Genomic DNA, 17072 nt, shown 5'->3' with positions numbered 1-17072 from the left:
GTTCACCCCCGTACGCGTTGGATGTCGAACTCCACGTGGTGGACCAGGCCGGGCCGGATGGGGTGAGGCCATCGGGCGATCTCGCCGACGACCTCGCACACCGTCCCGTTCTCCAGTTCCACCCGGTCGGTGTGCCGAACGTCCAGGTCCACGCCTGCCCGGCTGTAGACCCGCCACCCGGTCACCACTTGGTCGCGGGGTTCGGTCGTCGTCTCGGTGGTCGCGGTCGGCTGCACCGACACCCCCGTTACGCGGGTGCGGGTGGCCTGCTTCCAGTCGGGCCGCTCGGAGTTGTACCGGTCGACCAGCAGCGGGGCGCGCAGGACGGTGATCGAGCTGGTGAACATGATCACGCCCGGTCACCCCGGTTGAGCCGGTACCGCTCGACGGCCTGGGACCAGGCCTCGGTTGCGCCGGCCTGGGCACCGCCGAACGTGGTCGACCACGACACGGACATGCCACCTACCGCCAAGGTGGACATGCCGGGCTCGCTGTTCAGGGCGATGTGGGCGGCCTGGGTGACGGCGTCGGACACCATGCCGGGCACCGGGTCGTAGCCGTGGCTGTAGACGATCCGCAGGCATCGCCGACGCCGCGGCCACGGGGTCGTCCGTTCCACCAGTCCGTCGGCGGACCACTGGACGCTCGCAGCGTCCAGTGCGACGCCGTCCAACTCCACCAGGTGCACGGCGGTGACCGGGGCCGCGGGCAGCAGCAGGGAGGTGGTGCCGTTGCCGTCCAGGACGACCTCGTCCTGTTCCACCCGTCGGATCGGGCAGCGCACGGCACCGGCGAAACGCCTGCTCGCCGCCACCAGTGCCGCCACCAGCCGGGAGTCGTCGGCGGGCAGGCCCGTGAGTGCGGCCAGTTCGGCGGGGTCTGCGAGCAGTTCGTCTAGGGCAGGGGTGCTCACCGCCACCCCCTGTTACTTGTCAGCGGGAGTGCGTGCCTTGTTCTTGGCACGCCGGGCTTTGGCCGGTGTCCGCTCGTCGGCAGGTGCCTGTTCGGTGGTCGCCTGTTCGGCGGGTTCGTCCAGGGTCGCGCCCAGCCGCTCGGCGTCGGCCTGGTTGAGCCGCATGTGGGTGGCGTATCCGTTGACCACGACGGCATAGCGCCGCAACGGTTCTCCCACGGTCGGAACCTCCACGGCGGGTAGGTCGACAGGGTTGTGGTCGGCGGCCTGTCCGCACGCGGCACGAGATGTGCCGCAGACGGGACAGGCCGCCGGGACCCCACGGTCCAGGGGGGACGGCCGCCAGCTACGGGGCAAGGAGTCCCGCCGCGCGCAGCGACACCAACACCGCGTTGAGCTTGGTCCGCAACGCGTTGACGTCCGCCAGAAGCGCGTCGTACTCCGCCTTGGTCGGCGTCGCACCAGCCGCTGCAGAAGCCGTTGCCGCAGCGGCGTTGGAGACCGCGGCGGCCTGCTTACCCTCGCGCGCAGCACCTGCTGCGGGGTTGAGGTATCCCATCAGCGCACCCCTTTACGCGGTCAGGTCGATCTCGACGAAGGCGCTGGGCTGGATCACACCGAACGCCGCGCGCATCTCGCAGAGAAGAGCAACGAGGTTCTGCACGAAGAAGTTGGCGTGGCTGTCGGACATCGTGATGCTCGACTGTTCGCGGTCCCAGATGATCGCCTTGCGCCAGTCGCCGACCCAACCGGTTCCGGCGGGCACGGCTTCCGACTCGATGACCGGCAGGTCCCACAGCGGTGCGGTTCCCAGGTTTCCACCGACAGTCCCGATCGGACCACCGCGGTAGTAGCGGGCCTCGTTGTCCTGCAACAGATCCATCGTCTCGACGTCGGCCGGGTTCAGCACGTACGCCGTCGGGATCGACCGGCCGACCAGGCGGACCTTGGTCTTGGCACGCCGGGTCGTGGTGAAGATGTTGGTGTCCCAGGCCTGCGTCTGCGTGCCGGAAACCGTTGCCAGGCCTTCGAAGTTCTCGCCGACACCGTCACCGCTGACGACCTGGTCCTCCAACTCCTCCTCCAACCCGTACTCCAGATACGCGTCGATCAGAGTGCGGATCTGCGCGGCATCAGAAAGAGCACGCTTGGTGACCGGAATCCAGTGCGCGATGGTGCGGACCGGCGTGGTGACCTTGGCCAGGGTGAGACCAGACTCCGGCTTGGTGCCGTTGGAGGTCGTGGTGGCCTCCGCGACCGGCGCGGCGTTGTTGGTCACGCCGGTGACCCGCACGTACTCCACCGTGTCGGACTGGGTGGTGCCCGGCGTCACCAGGTCACGGATGGTCAGCGGGCGCTGGAAGGCGTCCAGGCCGACCCGCAGGCCCAGGTAGTCGTTGACCACCAACGAACCCGCGCTGGTGTCGGAAGCGCCGGTCACCAATGCCTTGGAACCGCGGGGATTGCGGGTCAGATGGGTGAAGCCGACCGGCCGACTCTGGACCCGGTGCTGCTTGGTGAACACGCCACCGGGCACCGACTCCATCAGCGCCTTGTACTCGGCGGAACCGACGAACAGTTCACCGATCGACTTCTGTCCATCCGGGACGATCAGCCCGTCCGGGCGGACGTGGGGCTTGGGCTCCGTGAGGCCGAACCCGTCGCCCAGGTCGCGGATCGCCTTGCGCACCGCGCCATCGGACTTGGCGTTGTCCAGCTTGACCCGCAGGTCCTTGGCCTCGGCCATCTTCGCCGTGACGGTGGCGCGCTCGTCGTCGGTGAAGTCGCGGTCTTCCGCGTCAGCGGCGTCAGCCAGGCCACGGATGGAGGTAAGGCAGCTCTTCAGCTGCTCGGCAAGGTCATCAACCTTGGTTGGCACTTTCGTTGTCCTCGTTCGTGAGAGCGAAGACTTCGGCGTCGAAACGCTCGAAGTCCGCGCGCAGACGAGCCGAGGCGGTTCCGGTCCGTGCTGGCTCGACCGGGGCGGCCTGCGTGGGCGACTCCGTGTCGGCGGGCTGGGATGGCGTGGCCTGCTCAGATGCGTGCGTGTGACCCGTCAGAAGGGCCTTGATCTCTTGCAGCGCGGACACAACGGCTGCCAGTGGCGGCGGCTGTGCCTCGTCTGCGCCCGAGGTCTCCCCGCCGGACGGCGTGGACCTCGGACCGTTTTCCTTGCGGCGCTTGACATCCAGAAGCTCAGTGCTCTGGTTGACACCGACCAGAGTCGGGCCGACCTCGTAGAGCTTGAGGCGGCGCAACTCGTAGACGTCGTTCCCGTCCCGTTCCGCCCATCCGGCGTCCAGGACGTCGAAGGCGAAACTGAACTGCTTGACCCTGCGTCCCTTGAGTAGCCGGTAAACCTTGGCTGCCTTGGACTTCGGGTCTGCCAGGTCGTCGGGGTCGATCTGGGCGCGAACCCACAGGCCCTCGTCGCGTTCCTCCGCGGCGAGCACCCACCCGATGTGGTAATCGGGATCGGTGGCGGCGTGGGACCACAGGACGGGGATGGGATCGCCGGAGTCGGCCCACTCCTTGAGGGTCTCGGTGAATGCCCCCGGTAGGACCACGTCGCCGTAGGTGTCCACGACGTCGAAAGCCGACACGATCGCCTCGAACACACCCTCGTCGGTGCCGTCCTGCGCTCCAGCGGCCTTGATCTGTACCGGGGCGGTCTTGATGTGCATGAGCACTCCCGCATGGGTGGCCACCGCGTGGCGGCACACAGAGATGTGAATCAGTCGAAGGTCAACCGGCAGGTGCAGCCCTCGGCCTCGGCGCGACCGCCGCGCAGGTCACCGGGCCAGCGGCAGGAGTTCGGGAACGTCGCGGACAGTTCGATCCGGACACCGTCGAGGTGTTCGTGGCCTGAGTGCCCGGCGTGCCAGGTCTTGCCGGTGAGCCCGGAAGGTCCTGCGGCGTCCAGGCCGCCGAACGCCGCGCACTCCGTGGTGATCCGCGACGACCACAGCCGTACGAACGACGCCCGGTCACCGAGCACCCCGGCCACGCGGGTCTTCCACGACGCCACGTCGGACAGACCCTCGGTGAGCAGGTAGCGGGTGCTGGTGTTCATGGCGGTGGCGTAGGTGCGCGACGCCGTGGTGAGCCAGGGCAGCAGGACGTCTGCGTTCCACCCAGACCTGTCGGGGTTGTAGAGGTCCAGGACGTCGTCCGCGGCCGTCTCAGCGATCCGCACGGCGTGGCGCACGATCACCTGGGACAACGACTCGTCCCAGGCCTCCGCGACGCCCCAGGCCTCGTCCAGAGACGGAAGCGCGTCGCCGTCCAGACCGGCCAGCAGCGTGGAGGCCTGGGCGGTGCACCAGGCGTTCAGGTTTTCCTCGAGGTGGCTCGCCTCGACGTCCAGCGGAGCCAGATCCGCGGCCTTGCCCGCCGGGCGGTCCAGCCGGGTGGCCTTGACCGCCTTGGGCGGGGCCGTGTCGCGGGGCGAGGCCATCCCACCGACCAGCACGTTCAGCGGGACCACCAGGCCGTCGCCGTCAGGGTGGGTCGGCAGGTTGAACCGGGCGCGGGTCTCGTTCGCCGTCATCCACGGCCGCCCGGTCGCCGAGCTGGCCGCCGATGCCTGTTCCTCGAAGCTGCCTTGGAGCTTGGAGGCGATGTTGAACTCGCAGTAGACGCCGTCGGTACCGGGCAGGTCGGGGTAGACCTGCAACTCGATCTCCTGGGCGATCGCCTCGATGGTCGGCCCCAGGCAGTCCTGGTACAGCATCTTGTGCTGCTGGGTGATGTTGGAGTACGTGGCGTGGTCGAGGATTCCGACCATGGGCGGCGGAACCCAGTAGGCGCAACAGACTTCCTCGCGAGTCAACTTGCGGGACTCGACGTACTGGGCCTGCTGGGCGTCCAGGCCGACGTTGTGCCACGTCATGCCGTCTTCGAGCAGCGGCGTTCCGCCCGCGTCCGTGCCCGACCCGGTGTAGGAGGCTCGCCACTGGGATTGGAAACGTTCCCGTGCCGTGGGCGACCAGGCCGGCGCATCTGTGGGTCGGGAGATGACCCCGGACATCCGGGCTCCGTTGCGCCACATGGCTTGCCGCGTCGCGGTCGCCTCGTACTCCTCGATCAGCAGAGACCGCAACGCCTCCATCGGGCTGCATCCGGTGACCGGGTTGTCGGGGTGGTAGCCCCGGAAGTACACGCACCGGTCTGCGTCGAGCTCAAGCCGGTCCCGGCCGCCCCGGCGGATCTCGAAACCGTCCGGCTCCAACCAGTTCTCACCGATCGGCGAGAACCGCGCAGGCGGGATCGGCACCAGGCCCCGAACCCCGCCGTTCTCCATGACCTTCACCCACAGGGCCACGTCGTAGATCGCCAGGTCGCTGATCAGCCGCTGGAACAGCCGGTACGGAGTCATGCGGGGGTTGGGCTGCGCGAACAGCCGCGCCACGGGGTGGTCGGTCAGCCGGACCCGGTCGGTGTCGGACACCCGGCGGAAGTGATGCAGGCCGAGCTGGGCGACGTTACGGGCCAGGAAGCCCACGACCGTGCGGACCTGGGGCTGCGACCGGTAGATCGCGGCATAGTCGGCGGTCAGGTCGTCGGACAGCCGCACGGACATCGGCGGCAGGGCGGGAACGACGGAGCGGTTCACCGTGGCCAATTGGCCCGCGCTCACCACGAACGCCACGACTCACCCCACGATCTGGATGAAGTGGACTGAGTGGCGTTCCACCACAACCTCGCCGTCCATCGGCTGGGGCGCGGTACCGGGTTGGAGAAGCTCGGCGTTACGCAGTACGAGAAGCGGGCCGCGTTGCGCCCACAGGATTCCGGCGAACGCCTGATCGGCCTGGTTGATGACGACTCTCTTGCGCACCAGGCGGCGGAACGCCCACGTCATCGGCGTTCCTTCCTGTCACAGAGCGGCCCGGACAGCGGCGTCCTTGGCTTCCAACAGCTTGCGCAGAGCGGCGCTCAGTTCGGGGTCGTCGTGCTCGATGAGGCTGAGCAGTTCGACCACGACGCCGTGGAACAGGGCGGCGATCTCGGCCAGGTCGGACCGTAGGTGCTCGCCCTGGTGGAAGTGCTTGACGATGGCCGCCACGGAGGGGTGGCGGCCGGTCGTGTCGATCACGGAACTCCCTAGATCACTTGCAGGTCGCCGTCTTCGTAGGCGGACCGGCGGGGCGGTTGGCGGGTCATGGCTTCAGACATGGCGATGACCAGGGCGCTCACGGCGTCGATCTTGTCGGCGGACGTGGCCTTGTCAGGCTTGACGTTGCCGCTGGGGTCCACGGTCACGGCCAGGTTGTCGACCATCCACCGAACCGGCGGATTTGCGTTGTGCCGCAACATGGGCGCGTCCTCGCTGCCCGCTAGCACCAGCCGTTGCACCTCCTTGAGCGGAGGGCTCAACGTGGCGTAGCCCTGGCGCACCTTGACCAGCGGTGCCCCGTCGGTGGTCAAGTCGTTCGACAGTTGGGAGGCGTTCCACGGGTCGTAGCCCAAGGACTTGACGTCGTACTGCTCACGATCGGCGTTGATCGTCGCCCTGATGAAGTCGTAGTCGGCGACGTTGCCGGGCGTGACGGTCAACAGTCCATCCCGGACCCACACGGTGGCCTCGCCCGCCGTCCGGCGGTCCAGGGCCTCCACGTTGGCCTCGGGGGTCCACAGCTTCCACACCGCGTCGTAACCGCCCCGCTGGTCATCGGGGAACAGCCAGCACAACGCCACCAGGTCCGACGTGCTCGCCAGGTCCAGCCCGCCGTAGCACTCCCGGCCGGTCAGCGCGGCCTGGTCGACCGAGGCGTGGCCGTTGCGGTCCCAGGCCTCCAGGGTCAGGAACCTGGTCAACTGCTTGGTCCGCACCCCGAGGTGCAGCCGCCGGAACGAGGCGAGATCGGCCGGCGACTGCTTCGCCTTGGTGCTCGCCGACTCCAGGTAGGCGCGGGTCGGGCTGACGCCGTAGCCGGGGTTGGCGCGCCTCCACGTCCGCTCGTCGTGCGGGTCGTCGGTCTCCTGGACCGCCCACACCACGCCGTAGGTCGTGGGGTCGACCAGCACCCGGCGGGACAACTGCTCGACGTAATGACGCTTGCGGCTGTAGATCGTGCCGGGCTTGCCCGAGTCCGCCGTCGTGATGATCACGGTCAGCGGTTGGCGACGCGAACCGGTGCCGGTCTCCAGCGCCTCCACCAGGTCGGCCGTCTTGTGGACGTGCAACTCATCCACGATCGAACAGTGCAGGTTCGCGCCGTGCTGGGCGGTGGCAGCGTTGGCGATCACCTCGATGTAGGACGCCGTGGCGTGGTGCACGATCCGCTTGACCGTGCAGTGCACGTACGGCTTGAGCGCGGGCGAACTCGTTGCCAGCAAACGCAGAGGCCCGAACACGAACCCTGCCTGACGCTCGCTGGTCGCCGCGGTGACGACCTGGGCGCCAGGTTCGCCGTCGGCGCACGCCATGTACAGGGCGATCCCGCCTGCGATGGTCGACTTGCCGTTCTTGCGCGGGACGTCCACGTACAACTCGCGAACGATCCGGACGTGGATACCCGCGTCGGTGTCCCAGCGGACCCACCCGAACGTCGGGGCGATCACGTAGGCGATCTGCCACACGTCCGGCCGCAGCGGTTGCCCGGCCCACTGGCCCTGGGTATGGCGCAGCAGGCAGAACGCCCGCAGTACCCGGTCCACTCGGGACGGATCGAACTGGGCTCCCGGTGCCTCGCCGGGCTCCGGGGTCTTGATCGCAGGTGGGCAGGACGGCAATCCATAGCCCCGGTCCAACAGGTACCAGGCGACTTCGCGGGACAGCTTGAGTTCGTCCAGCTTTGCCTTGGAAGGCAGGCGAATGCGGCGCTTACTGGGCGAGCCCGGCGAACGGGTTGACGTCTTCCTCTCGACCACGGCCCGCCTCCTGTGCGCGGATCGTGCTGCGAGCGCTGGGAGTCAGCCCGAACTCCCCGGCGAACGCGCGAATCGTCATCGCCGCGTCACGCTGAATCTGGAGAGCCGGGTTGCGGACCATGCCGCCGTGGATGCCCTTGACCAGGATGGCGCTCTTGGCCAGCACCGCCGACGACCGGCGGTGCGCCACCACGGCCTCGCAGTAGCAGCGCAACGAATCCCGGTCCGCAGGGAAAGCCAGCCCCATCACCTGGAGCTCGGCCACCGTGTAGTCCCACACCTGGCGGACCTCGTCGGAGGCATCGTCCGGGCAGTGCGGCAGGCCGGTGCGCGGAGTGGGTTCGTCGGTGTTGATCCTGTCCGCCCGGTCACCGTGCAGCAGCCGCAGGGCGGTGGGCTTGGGAGACGGGCCGCGCTTGCCCATGGCGCACCCCCGTTCCCGCGCCGGTCAGTCGTGGATGTGGGCGAGCAGTTCGCCCCGCACGTCGATGTCGGCTTGGAACCGGCCGGTGTAGGAGCTGGTCACCATCACCGATCCGGGCTTGCGTGCCCCTCGATGAGCCAGGCAGCCGTGAACGGCCCGGATCACGCAGGCCGACCCGTCGGTGTCCAGGTGACTGTCCAGGGCGGTCGTCACCTGGCGGGTCAGTTGCTCCTGGACCTGGAGACGCCGGGCATAGGCGTCCAGGACACGCGGCAGCTTGGATAGCCCGGCAACCGCAGCGCCCGGTGCAGGTAGGTAGGCGATGGTCGCGGTACCGGTGAACGGCAACAGGTGGTGTTCACACAGGCTGGTGAACGGGACCCCGGTCACCACGATCATCTCGTCCGACCGCTCGACGTCGAACCGGGCGGACAGTAGGACCGCCGGGTCCTCGTCGTACCCCGCGGTCAGTTCGTTGAGCGCCTTGAACAGCCGCATCGGGGTTCCGCGCAGGGCCTGGCTGTTGGGATCGAGCCCCCGGTGGGCCAACCAGGCGTCGACACCGTCGGTGAAGGCGTTGCGCTGCCGGACCGGCTGGTCCAGGTCGATGGTCGCGGATGTGGTGGTCATCGTCCCCTCTCGTCGCCCCACGCCAGTACGTGCAGGCGGGTGCACAGGTTGAATCCGTGGCTCACCACGGGGTCGGCGATCACGGCCAGGTGCCGGTCGACCTCGGCGCGGGTGGTGCCTTCCGGCATCACCCAGACCATCCCGGCTGGGATACCGAGGTGGTCCACCAAGTCCGCGGCCTCGGCGACGTCGCCGGGCGTGCGACACACGAACTTGAACGTGGCCTTGCCGGTGTCGCGCAACGTGGTCAGGGCTGCCACCCGGACCCGGCGGCGCAGGTCCATTCCCGCGCTGGCCAGCTTGGGAGAGACGTTGAACGCCGCCACGAACTCCGTTGTGAACGGCTGCGGCGGGATCGTCCCATTGGTCTCCACCTCCACGTCGACACCGGCCCGGCCCAGCTCCTGCAGGAGCTGCCGCCACCCGGTGCGCCGCTGGTGCAGCAGCGGTTCCCCGCCAGTGATCACCACCCGGTCGACCTCACCGGCCAGCAGTTCGTCCACCAGGAGGTGGACCGGCCGGTTGGTCAGTTCGGCCCGCAGGTCGAACCGCCCGCCGTCCCAGGTGTACGGGGTGTCGCACCAGTCGCACGCCAGGTTGCAGTCACCCAGCCGCAGAAACGAGCAGCGACGCCCGGCGGTCGGCCCCTCGCCCTGGACGGTGGGGCCGAACACCTCCGCCACCAGCAGGGTCACCAGGTCCGAGCGCGAAGTGTCGAGGGCGGTCACGCCGACCACCCCGCGGAATTGACGAACGTCTCCCGGACGGTCACGCCGGTCACCTGCGCGCCGGGGGCGCGGCCCAGCTCGGCCAGCAACTCACCGGCCAGCCGTCCCAGCATCGCCGCTACGGTCTCCACCGTCGGCCACCCGTCGACCACGTGGACCTTGGTGTCGTAGGACCGCAGCACCCCCACCAGGGGGTCCTTGCTGCCCAGCATCACGCCGTGGTCCAGGTGCTCGTCGATCCACCTGCGCAACGCCTTCTTGAACGGGCCGAACTCCACCACGATCCCGCCGTCCAGTTCCGGCGCGGACACCGTGATGTCGGCCCACCAGGAGTGGCCGTGTAGGGACATGCACTTGCCGGGTATGTGCGGCAACCGATGGGCGGTCTCGAAGTTGTGGGAGACGGTGACGATGTGGGCCGGCATCAGGCGGCCTGCTCGTCGTCGGTCCGAGCCACGGTGTACCGGGTGGTCCCGGCGTCGTGGCCGATCTCGTCGTGGACTCCCACGACGTCCAGGTGGACCGCGCGCAGCCGGTAGGTGCCGCCCCACGGTTCCCAGAGCGGGGACGTCCACCCGTCCAGGTGGGCGAACAGCAGGTCGGCCACGTCCTCGTTGGTGGCGTCCTTGAACACCCGGCGGGTCAGTTGGTGGATGCGCTGTTCCAGGGCCGTGTTGGTCTCCCAGAACGACGGGTATCCGTGCCGCCCCACGGTGTCGTAGACGACGGTGACGGCTCCCGTGTGGGAGTGCGCTCGCAGGTTCATGGCGCGGTTGACGTTGGTGAAGAAGATCCCGAAGGGTCCTACGGTGATCGTGCGGCTCAGGCTCACGCCGGAACCTCCTTGGCTTGGGCGGGTCGGGCGTACTGGTCCAGGGCGGACGACGCGCTGTGCAGGTCTCCCCGGCAGGTCTCGGCCAGGTACAGGTGAAGCCCGGCCGCGGCGGCGGTCAGGTTGCCGTCCCAGGTGTCGGCCAGGTGCAGGTGCAGGCCGTCCGTCGCCGGGGCGCTGGTCTGGCGGGCCACCGGGTTGTACGGGCCGTCCGGAAGGGCGATCGGGCCGTGCCGCCTGCGTAGGAAGTCCTCGGCCCGGTGGTAGGCGACGGCGCACACGCCGACGACCACCCGGCGGTCATAGTTCGCCTTGGACGCCAGTACAGCGGGGTCGGCACCGTGCAGGGCGATCAGGTCCCGGTGGGCCAGGACTGCGGCCTTGTCCCGCAGGCGGACCCGCACCATGTTGCGGCCGTTGAACAGGCTCACGTCGCCGTAGCGGGCTCCGGACCCCCACGTGCTGGAGTCGACGGAGTAGAACGGGAACTCACGCAGCGCGGGCCACACCGTCATCCCGAACCCGTGGAACACGGCCCGTCCCTGGGCCAACCGGAACGCCTTGGCCAGCCAGGGCATCACATGCTTGATCGGGTTGCCCAGCAGCTTGCCCAGCGCGATGTAGGTATAGCCCTCGTCCAAGTAGCGCTCAAGCCAGTGCCACGGCGTGCCGGTGTGGAACACCGGCATGGGGCGCAACCCCTTGGCCTCCAGTGCCTTCTGGTTGGCGTAAGTGGCTTCCGGTGCGCCGATGACGTCCAGGTTGGAGTACACGGTGAGTTGCCGGTCCCAGCGTCGGCACCATGCCGCGTAGTCGTCCAGGGTCAGGTTGATCCCCAACGTCCGGGCGGAGTGGGCGCCGGAGTCACCGAAGAACAACGGGCGCGCACCAGGAAGTCCGTCGACCAGGCTCGCCAGGTCAACCGTGCGGTAGTAGGCATAGGAGCCCAGCATCTTGAACGGCTGCGCGGTCACCCGTGCATGACCTCGACGTCGTCCAGGAGCTGCCCCAGCTTGGCCACGTCGTCCGCGCCCTCGTAGTGCTCCAACGCGTTGCGCCACCGGTCGAACAGGTCCGGTGTCACCTTGATCCGGATCTCCGGGTGGAACACCGCGTCGTCCGGGTCGCCGTACTTCTCGTGCAGGTCGGCGACATCGGCCGGCGCATCGAGAACCGCCTGGAGTGCCTGGAGGTCAGCGTCGGTGTAGCCGGTACCGGCCAGGTCGTCCAGCCCGTCCAGCAGCTCGGCGAGCGCGCCCATGTCGTAGTCGCCCACGTCGGCAGTCCGGTTGTCCGCGGCCACGATCCGCGCGGCCTGGTCCTCGTCCACGTCGACCCAGCACACGGCGATGTCGGGCCAGCCCTTGTCCCGCGCGGCGACCAGGGTGTGGTTGCCCGCCAACACTTCCCGTGCCCGGCCGGTGTGAGTGCCCTTGTTCGCGACCACCGGCCTGTACTGGCCATTGACCACTAGGGACTGTGCGATCAGGTCCACGTTGCCGCGCCTGGGATTGCGGAAGTAGGTGTGAAGCGAGGCGACCGGTTCACGGGTCGTCGTCAGATCGTGGATTGGTACAGGCACACCGTCACCGCCTGCTCGTGATCAAGGCGCAAGGCGCACGCTGGTCTGTCACACTCAGTTACGGAAACCTGTCACACGAAAAAGCGCGCCACCGGCGGAGACATGGCAGCGGAGGGGCACCAGTGATTTCGACACCCCTTACCCCGTCTGGAGTACACGCGTTAGTCACTGCGCGTCTCCAAAGTCGAGGATTGGTTTAGTTGGCAACTGGAGTAGTCGCCTCGACCTCGTCGGGCATTGGTCTAGGCGGTGGCCCGATGTGCCATCCACACCGACCACGGCACGAGCACCGACGATCGGCCTGACGTCGCCCTTCCCGGTTCGCCGCAACGAGATGCGCCTGGCAACACCACATGTTCTTGGCCACGGGCACCGCCTCCCTGCACCGAGCTTCGTTCAGGCGCGTTCACCCATTCGGTTATGCAACTTTGAGTTGCACGACGTCCTCACCGAAGGTGTTGGCACCTATGGATGAAGGGACGCGCGTGGCCGCCAGGCTTGTTGAGCATGCGTTGATCGGAGCCGAGGAGACCGGCTCCTGCCGCCCGCCGGTCTGGTATCTCACGTGGGAAGACGGGCCGACCACCTGGTTCCATGCCGTCGACTGGCAGAACGTGCCCGAGTGCAGGGAGTGGGCAGACAGGGTCATCTCGCATCGGGGATGGGTCAGGCTCAGCCCGTGGACTGAGCCCGAGGATCTCCAGCAAGGCGAGTTCGGCCATGCGTCGATCGTCGAGGAACACAAGCTCGGCGGGCGCAAACCTGCGGAGGACTTCGCCCCTGACGATCAGGAACGGCCCGTTCCCGCACGGCTTCACCAGTTGATCGGGGACGGACTGATCAAGCGCAGGAGGCACACCGCCGTGAAGATCGGCTTCGGCACACCGGAGCACGGCGGCCCGTCTTGCTGGTACGTGGCGTGGGGAGGCCACGAGGAAGGCCCCGTGCACGTTCGGCACAGCGACGTTGACTGGCCAGACATGGAGAGCAGTCAACGCTGGGCAGACCGCCTCCTCTACGGACACGGTTGGGTCCGTGTCGCCGGGTGGGAATCCAGCGCTGACAAGTCATGGGGCACTGACATTTGCTCCGCCTTGTTCTTCCACAAAGAACACATCGGCGACCGCGAACCTGCCCCAGACTTCAACCCTGAACCTGTTCATGCGTAAGAACTCTCGCCAGACTCGACAGGTCTACGAGGCGCTTCTAACAGCGCCAGACGCGTACCGCTATGTAACTGACCTGGCAACACAGCTCCACCTGGACCCGGACCGTGTACGTCGGATAGTCCAACGGTTGCGCGAAACCGGGCTGGTCGATGATCTACCGGACCACGGCACCGGCGTCAGGCTGGTGCGCGGGAAGGTGCATCACTTCCGGCTCACGCCTGACGGCCTGGAGTTTGCGCGCCAGTACATCGCCTCGTACGTACCGCCGGAGTTGACCCCGCTGGAGGCGTATCTGCGGTCGTGACCGACCAGCGGCGCATCCGTTGGAGGTTGGTGTCCGGCCCATAGGCTAGGAACGTCCCATCAGCCGACGCGCACCCGAGGCGCTCAGCGATCAACCACCTCTTGCGGCTGTTCACGCGTCCCATGTGGACCGTTTTGCCGCGGTGCAGGGCCTCGGCCGCCAACGCTGCTGCTGGCTCACCCAGCTTCCACGACGTGCTTCCTGCCAGGAACAACACAGCGAACCTGTCCCACGGAACGGGGTGGTCCTCCGTGCCGTCCTGGGCAGCGAACGCCGGGCGGTACCCGAGCTTTTCGATCTCAGGGAGCAACGGCACCGACATGGCAAGAGTGGCTCCGGCGTCACCCGCCATGTTGACGGAGTCGAACACGTCGGGGGCGACCGCGAACCGGCAGTTCCCGGCGTAAGGCTGGAGCTTGGCCAACCACTTCAACCACCTGACGTCACCGGGGTAGCCCTGGCCATAGCAGCCGTTGTCAGCCGCCCACACCCGTGCGCCAGCAGGCGAACGCCCTTCCGCGGGCGTGCACATCATCCCGATTTCACCGGCGGCCATCGCAGCCCGCACGGTGGGCGAACTGGCGTTGGCGAAGTACAGCACCGGTACACCACCTCACCGTTCAGGCGTGTTCCCGTGCTCGGTGAACCACTGCTCGACCAGTTCGACCCACCGATGTGGACGGCCTGCCGTGACGGCACGAGCCATGCACTGGTCTCGGGTCGCGGCCATGCGGACGTGTTGTGCGCCAGGAAGCCGATCGGCCAGGTGGGGATCGCAGGTCACGACCCACACGCGGGGGGCTTGGTGCTTGCGGGTCAGCCGGCCCAGGAACGCGTCCCTCATCTCCGCCACGAACGGAAGGAAATGGGGTGGCTGGGCGTGGTCTCCCGGTGCACCGAGGGCGAGGGCCACGGCGTCGAAGTCCCACACGATGTCGTACGGCTGCTTGCGGTCCCGTACGTACGTGGTCTTACCCGAGCACGGCGATCCCGAGACGACGACCACTCGGTTGTCCACTCGGTACGTCCGCACCCGAGGACCCCTCCCGGCGTAGGTCTTGCCCAGCTCCGCGGCGCTCTTGGCCCGGTGGCAGTCCGCACACAGGGACTGGTGGTTGGCCGGGTCGTACTTGGCTCCTCCGATGGCGAGGGGGACGACGTGGTCCACCTGGTCGGCAGGGCCGTGGCAGCGGGCGCAGTCGGGGTGTCGGGCGAGCTGGGCCGCGCGGACCCTGCGCCACCGGGACGTCGACCCCGACGACCACGTGTCGCTGTCTCGGTACCGCGGCCGGGTCTCGTGTGGAGAGCGCACCCGCTTGTGCGTCTCGCAGGTCCCGCGGCTGGTCAGCGCGTTGCAGCCCGGTGCGGCGCACCGGGTCGGGGGCGACATCGGCATGGCCTGCGCCCTTCTGCAGTGGCGCGCAAGGCGGGCCGTCGACCTGGCCCGTGGCTACGATCAGCAGTTATGCCCGACGACTCAGACCCCGGCCCGGACGAGTCCGGCCCGGAATCCGACCTTGCGCGCGCGATTCGCGAACTGCCGCCCCATGTCGTGGAGGGCATCAAGGCGGACGTGGCGCGGTGGCCTGCTCCGGCACGCGAACAACTCCCGCCAGTGACCAGACCGACCGACGCCGAGGACGGGACCTCGCAGGAGTCGCCGGATCAGCGCTGAGCGCTTGGCGGGCTGACTGTCGGTACCCCGTGCCACGATGCGGTGGACGGGGACGGGGGTGCACGTGGCGACGTTCGAGGAGATCGCCGCCGGGCTGGACCGGGTGGTGAGTAAGGCCGACGAGGCGAACGCGGCCCTGGCGCAGGCGGGGGAGCTTGCCGACGAGGCCGCGGCGCTGCTGGCCGAGGTCATGCAGGGATCGGGTTCTCTTGAATACGAGTTCGACCAGGTCATGCAGGCGTGGTTGAGCGTTGCTACTGGGGCTGTGGAACTGTCTGAGATCGTCGCTGCGGGGTGCCGGACGGTTGAGGAGTACCGCAGGACCCTGCAAGGCGACGCGCCCACGCAGCCGCCGGCCCAGCCCAGTCAGCCATCGCCTGCACCAGCTCGCGGATCACCGTCCGCCTCGCCCCCAATGCCGCCGAACGCCGACTGGATCGAACAGCAACGCGCCGCGCTTCCGACGTACGTCACCAGCGGTTTCTTTCGTGACGACGACGGTCACAGCGACCTGGTCCAAAGTGGTGACGCGGCCAGCGCCGAGGTTCGCGCCATCGCCAAGCACGTTGCCGACCTGGGCCTGATTCGACCTGGGAGCACACCATGGGTGGCGTCACACGTCGAGGCCAAGGTGGCGTGGCGAATGCGTGAAGCCACAGTTCAGCACGTCCGCCACGCCGAGGTCGTGATCAACAACGTGATCTGCCGGGGCGAGCTGGGCTGTGACGAGTTGCTTCCTGACATACTCCTGCCAGGGCAAACGCTGGTCGTGCATGATCCGAAGGGCTCTCACACGTTCCGCGGGAGGGACATCACGTGACGTACACGCTCGACGTTTGGTACTACCGCGACGACGACACCGACGGGGCGAAGACCCCGGCGTCGGTCACCTCCCGCTCCGAACTGGAGGAGCTGCTGGAGTACATGCTGGCGCACCGGCAGCCCCACCCACCGCAGGTCGTTGCCCGGGAACGCCCAAGGGTCGGACCACGGCAGAAGCCTGACACGTTGATCAAGGTTGACGTGGCGTTCCCGGAACGCATGGGCGCGCTGATGTTCCTCAGCCCGAAGTCGTGGGAACCGCCTGCTGCGGACGGGACGCCGCAGGGGATCTACGTCACCCGCAACGAATCCCCGAGTTCGAATGCGCCCACATTGTTCATCGACAAGGACGTGCGGGCCGAGTTCCCTCCCAATGCCGCCCTTCCGGTTGACCGCATCCTTGCGGCGCTGGAGGAATTCCGGCAGACCGGCGAACTTCCGACCTGCGTGACGTGGCAGGACCACACGTCGGAGTTCTACTGAGGCAAGCCGGTATCTACTGATCTTGATCGTTGCGCCGTATGGTCGCCTGGTCATGCCAGCTGGGCACGAAAGGGCGGTGCGCGGTGTACATCTTGCGCAGCATCGACGGCCCGATCACGTTCGCCGAGGACCTGGACGCCCCGGAGTTGATGTGCGCGACGAATCACCACTTCGTAATGAAGGGCAACCCGCGCAACGCCTTCGGGCGGGGCCGGTACGAGGAGGCCACGCAGGCCGAGGTGGTGCGCCCTGGGTGGCGTCACTCCTTGGACATCGCGGCAGAGGAGCTGCGCCCCGAGGACGTCCACGCCGAGAACGTTCGACGGCTGTCCGCACTGTGGCTGAACGGCCATAACCGTGATGAAGCGCGGGGCGTCTCGTGGCCGTACGACGGTTCGCCGGTCACCCGCAACGCCGTGATGTGGTTTCACCGTGAGAAGGACGCGGAGATCGAGCGCCGGGCACAAGACGTCAGGGCTCGGGAGGTCGCGCGGCAGGCGCAGGCCGAGCGCGAACGGCGGCAGCAGGACCAGACTCGCAGTAGGCGACGGGGGTCACGGCGCTGACGGTGTTGACCGTCGCGTTGGGCAACGGGCAATCCGGTGCGCCGGAACGGTTCCGGACTCCACAGTTG

Annotated in this window: 24 protein-coding genes; 5 read left to right on the top strand and 19 right to left on the bottom strand. The window is 68.1% G+C overall.

Annotation, left to right across the window (positions count from 1 at the left end; all coding sequences use genetic code 11):
- Positions 1-2 precede the first annotated feature (2 nt).
- The 17 genes from JNUCC0626_RS20035 to JNUCC0626_RS19955 all read right to left on the bottom strand — a co-directional run bounded on the left by JNUCC0626_RS20035 (position 3) and on the right by JNUCC0626_RS19955 (position 11985).
- Positions 3-353, bottom strand: coding sequence for a hypothetical protein (locus tag JNUCC0626_RS20035; RefSeq protein ID WP_394621298.1), 351 nt, complete (start codon positions 351-353; stop codon positions 3-5).
- Positions 350-913: a hypothetical protein gene (locus tag JNUCC0626_RS20030; RefSeq protein WP_394621297.1), complete on the bottom strand. Its 564-nt coding sequence runs from the start codon at positions 911-913 to the stop codon at positions 350-352. Before JNUCC0626_RS20030 ends, JNUCC0626_RS20035 begins: the two co-directional genes overlap by 4 nt.
- 12 nt (positions 914-925) lie before the next feature.
- Positions 926-1132, bottom strand: a complete 207-nt coding sequence (locus tag JNUCC0626_RS20025; protein WP_394621296.1) for a hypothetical protein — start codon at positions 1130-1132, stop codon at positions 926-928.
- A 127-nt stretch (positions 1133-1259) separates the two neighbouring features.
- Positions 1260-1472, bottom strand: a complete 213-nt coding sequence (locus tag JNUCC0626_RS20020; RefSeq protein WP_394621295.1) for a hypothetical protein — start codon at positions 1470-1472, stop codon at positions 1260-1262.
- Between the two features lie 12 nt (positions 1473-1484).
- The gene (locus tag JNUCC0626_RS20015) at positions 1485-2792 is read right to left on the bottom strand and encodes a phage major capsid protein (RefSeq protein ID WP_394621294.1); all 1308 of its coding nucleotides are present in this window, start codon (positions 2790-2792) and stop codon (positions 1485-1487) included.
- A complete protein-coding gene (locus tag JNUCC0626_RS20010) occupies positions 2776-3597 on the bottom strand; it encodes an HK97 family phage prohead protease (protein ID WP_394621293.1) in 822 nt (273 codons plus the stop codon). Before JNUCC0626_RS20010 ends, JNUCC0626_RS20015 begins: the two co-directional genes overlap by 17 nt.
- Positions 3598-3647: 50 nt before the next feature.
- Complete coding sequence (locus JNUCC0626_RS20005; RefSeq protein ID WP_394621292.1) at positions 3648-5564, bottom strand: phage portal protein; 1917 nt, start codon at positions 5562-5564, stop codon at positions 3648-3650.
- A gap of 3 nt (positions 5565-5567) precedes the next feature.
- Entirely contained in the window at positions 5568-5777 is a 210-nt protein-coding gene (locus JNUCC0626_RS20000; RefSeq protein WP_394621291.1) for a hypothetical protein, read from the bottom strand.
- 15 nt (positions 5778-5792) lie between these two features.
- Positions 5793-6011, bottom strand: coding sequence for a hypothetical protein (locus JNUCC0626_RS19995; protein ID WP_394621290.1), 219 nt, complete (start codon positions 6009-6011; stop codon positions 5793-5795).
- 8 nt (positions 6012-6019) lie between these two features.
- The gene (locus JNUCC0626_RS19990; RefSeq protein ID WP_394621289.1) at positions 6020-7789 is read right to left on the bottom strand and encodes a terminase large subunit; all 1770 of its coding nucleotides are present in this window, start codon (positions 7787-7789) and stop codon (positions 6020-6022) included.
- The gene (locus JNUCC0626_RS19985) at positions 7743-8213 is read right to left on the bottom strand and encodes a phage terminase small subunit P27 family (protein WP_394621288.1); all 471 of its coding nucleotides are present in this window, start codon (positions 8211-8213) and stop codon (positions 7743-7745) included. The genes JNUCC0626_RS19990 and JNUCC0626_RS19985 overlap by 47 nt, the downstream gene beginning before the upstream one ends.
- 24 nt (positions 8214-8237) lie before the next feature.
- Complete coding sequence (gene folE, locus JNUCC0626_RS19980; protein ID WP_394621287.1) at positions 8238-8843, bottom strand: GTP cyclohydrolase I; 606 nt, start codon at positions 8841-8843, stop codon at positions 8238-8240.
- On the bottom strand, positions 8840-9571 hold the full coding sequence (locus JNUCC0626_RS19975; RefSeq protein ID WP_394621286.1) for a 7-carboxy-7-deazaguanine synthase QueE: 732 nt from the start codon (positions 9569-9571) through the stop codon (positions 8840-8842). Before JNUCC0626_RS19975 ends, folE begins: the two co-directional genes overlap by 4 nt.
- Positions 9568-9996 (bottom strand): 6-pyruvoyl trahydropterin synthase family protein, encoded by a 429-nt coding sequence (locus JNUCC0626_RS19970; RefSeq protein WP_394621285.1) that lies wholly within the window; start codon positions 9994-9996, stop codon positions 9568-9570. The genes JNUCC0626_RS19975 and JNUCC0626_RS19970 overlap by 4 nt, the downstream gene beginning before the upstream one ends.
- On the bottom strand, positions 9996-10403 hold the full coding sequence (locus JNUCC0626_RS19965; protein WP_394621284.1) for a hypothetical protein: 408 nt from the start codon (positions 10401-10403) through the stop codon (positions 9996-9998). Before JNUCC0626_RS19965 ends, JNUCC0626_RS19970 begins: the two co-directional genes overlap by 1 nt.
- Positions 10400-11377, bottom strand: coding sequence for a hypothetical protein (locus tag JNUCC0626_RS19960; protein ID WP_394621283.1), 978 nt, complete (start codon positions 11375-11377; stop codon positions 10400-10402). The genes JNUCC0626_RS19965 and JNUCC0626_RS19960 overlap by 4 nt, the downstream gene beginning before the upstream one ends.
- Positions 11374-11985: a ParB N-terminal domain-containing protein gene (locus JNUCC0626_RS19955; RefSeq protein ID WP_394621282.1), complete on the bottom strand. Its 612-nt coding sequence runs from the start codon at positions 11983-11985 to the stop codon at positions 11374-11376. Before JNUCC0626_RS19955 ends, JNUCC0626_RS19960 begins: the two co-directional genes overlap by 4 nt.
- A gap of 467 nt (positions 11986-12452) precedes the next feature.
- Between JNUCC0626_RS19955 and JNUCC0626_RS19950 the strand changes: the two genes are divergently transcribed.
- Positions 12453-13154: a hypothetical protein gene (locus tag JNUCC0626_RS19950; protein WP_394621281.1), complete on the top strand. Its 702-nt coding sequence runs from the start codon at positions 12453-12455 to the stop codon at positions 13152-13154.
- A 212-nt stretch (positions 13155-13366) separates the two neighbouring features.
- Here the strand turns inward: JNUCC0626_RS19950 and JNUCC0626_RS19945 are convergent, their stop codons facing one another.
- Both JNUCC0626_RS19945 and JNUCC0626_RS19940 read right to left on the bottom strand, forming a co-directional pair.
- A complete protein-coding gene (locus tag JNUCC0626_RS19945) occupies positions 13367-14059 on the bottom strand; it encodes a hypothetical protein (protein ID WP_394621280.1) in 693 nt (230 codons plus the stop codon).
- Between the two features lie 12 nt (positions 14060-14071).
- A complete protein-coding gene (locus JNUCC0626_RS19940) occupies positions 14072-14854 on the bottom strand; it encodes an HNH endonuclease (protein ID WP_394621279.1) in 783 nt (260 codons plus the stop codon).
- Positions 14855-14923: 69 nt separating this feature from the next.
- Between JNUCC0626_RS19940 and JNUCC0626_RS19935 the strand changes: the two genes are divergently transcribed.
- The 4 genes from JNUCC0626_RS19935 to JNUCC0626_RS19920 all read left to right on the top strand — a co-directional run bounded on the left by JNUCC0626_RS19935 (position 14924) and on the right by JNUCC0626_RS19920 (position 17004).
- Positions 14924-15133: a hypothetical protein gene (locus JNUCC0626_RS19935; RefSeq protein WP_394621278.1), complete on the top strand. Its 210-nt coding sequence runs from the start codon at positions 14924-14926 to the stop codon at positions 15131-15133.
- A gap of 64 nt (positions 15134-15197) precedes the next feature.
- Positions 15198-15953 (top strand): DddA-like double-stranded DNA deaminase toxin, encoded by a 756-nt coding sequence (locus JNUCC0626_RS19930; protein WP_394621277.1) that lies wholly within the window; start codon positions 15198-15200, stop codon positions 15951-15953.
- Positions 15950-16438 carry an Imm1 family immunity protein gene (locus JNUCC0626_RS19925; RefSeq protein ID WP_394621276.1) on the top strand — a complete coding sequence of 163 codons (489 nt, stop codon included), beginning with the start codon at positions 15950-15952 and terminating at the stop codon, positions 16436-16438. Before JNUCC0626_RS19930 ends, JNUCC0626_RS19925 begins: the two co-directional genes overlap by 4 nt.
- Before the next feature lie 92 nt (positions 16439-16530).
- Positions 16531-17004, top strand: a complete 474-nt coding sequence (locus JNUCC0626_RS19920) for a hypothetical protein (RefSeq protein WP_394621275.1) — start codon at positions 16531-16533, stop codon at positions 17002-17004.
- Positions 17005-17072: the final 68 nt, after the last annotated feature.

The sequence above is a fragment of the Lentzea sp. JNUCC 0626 genome (assembly GCF_043632865.1).
Taxonomy (GTDB): domain Bacteria; phylum Actinomycetota; class Actinomycetes; order Mycobacteriales; family Pseudonocardiaceae; genus Lentzea.
The sequence above is the reverse complement of the archived record's forward strand: the minus strand, read 5'-3'. Positions and strand labels throughout refer to the sequence as shown.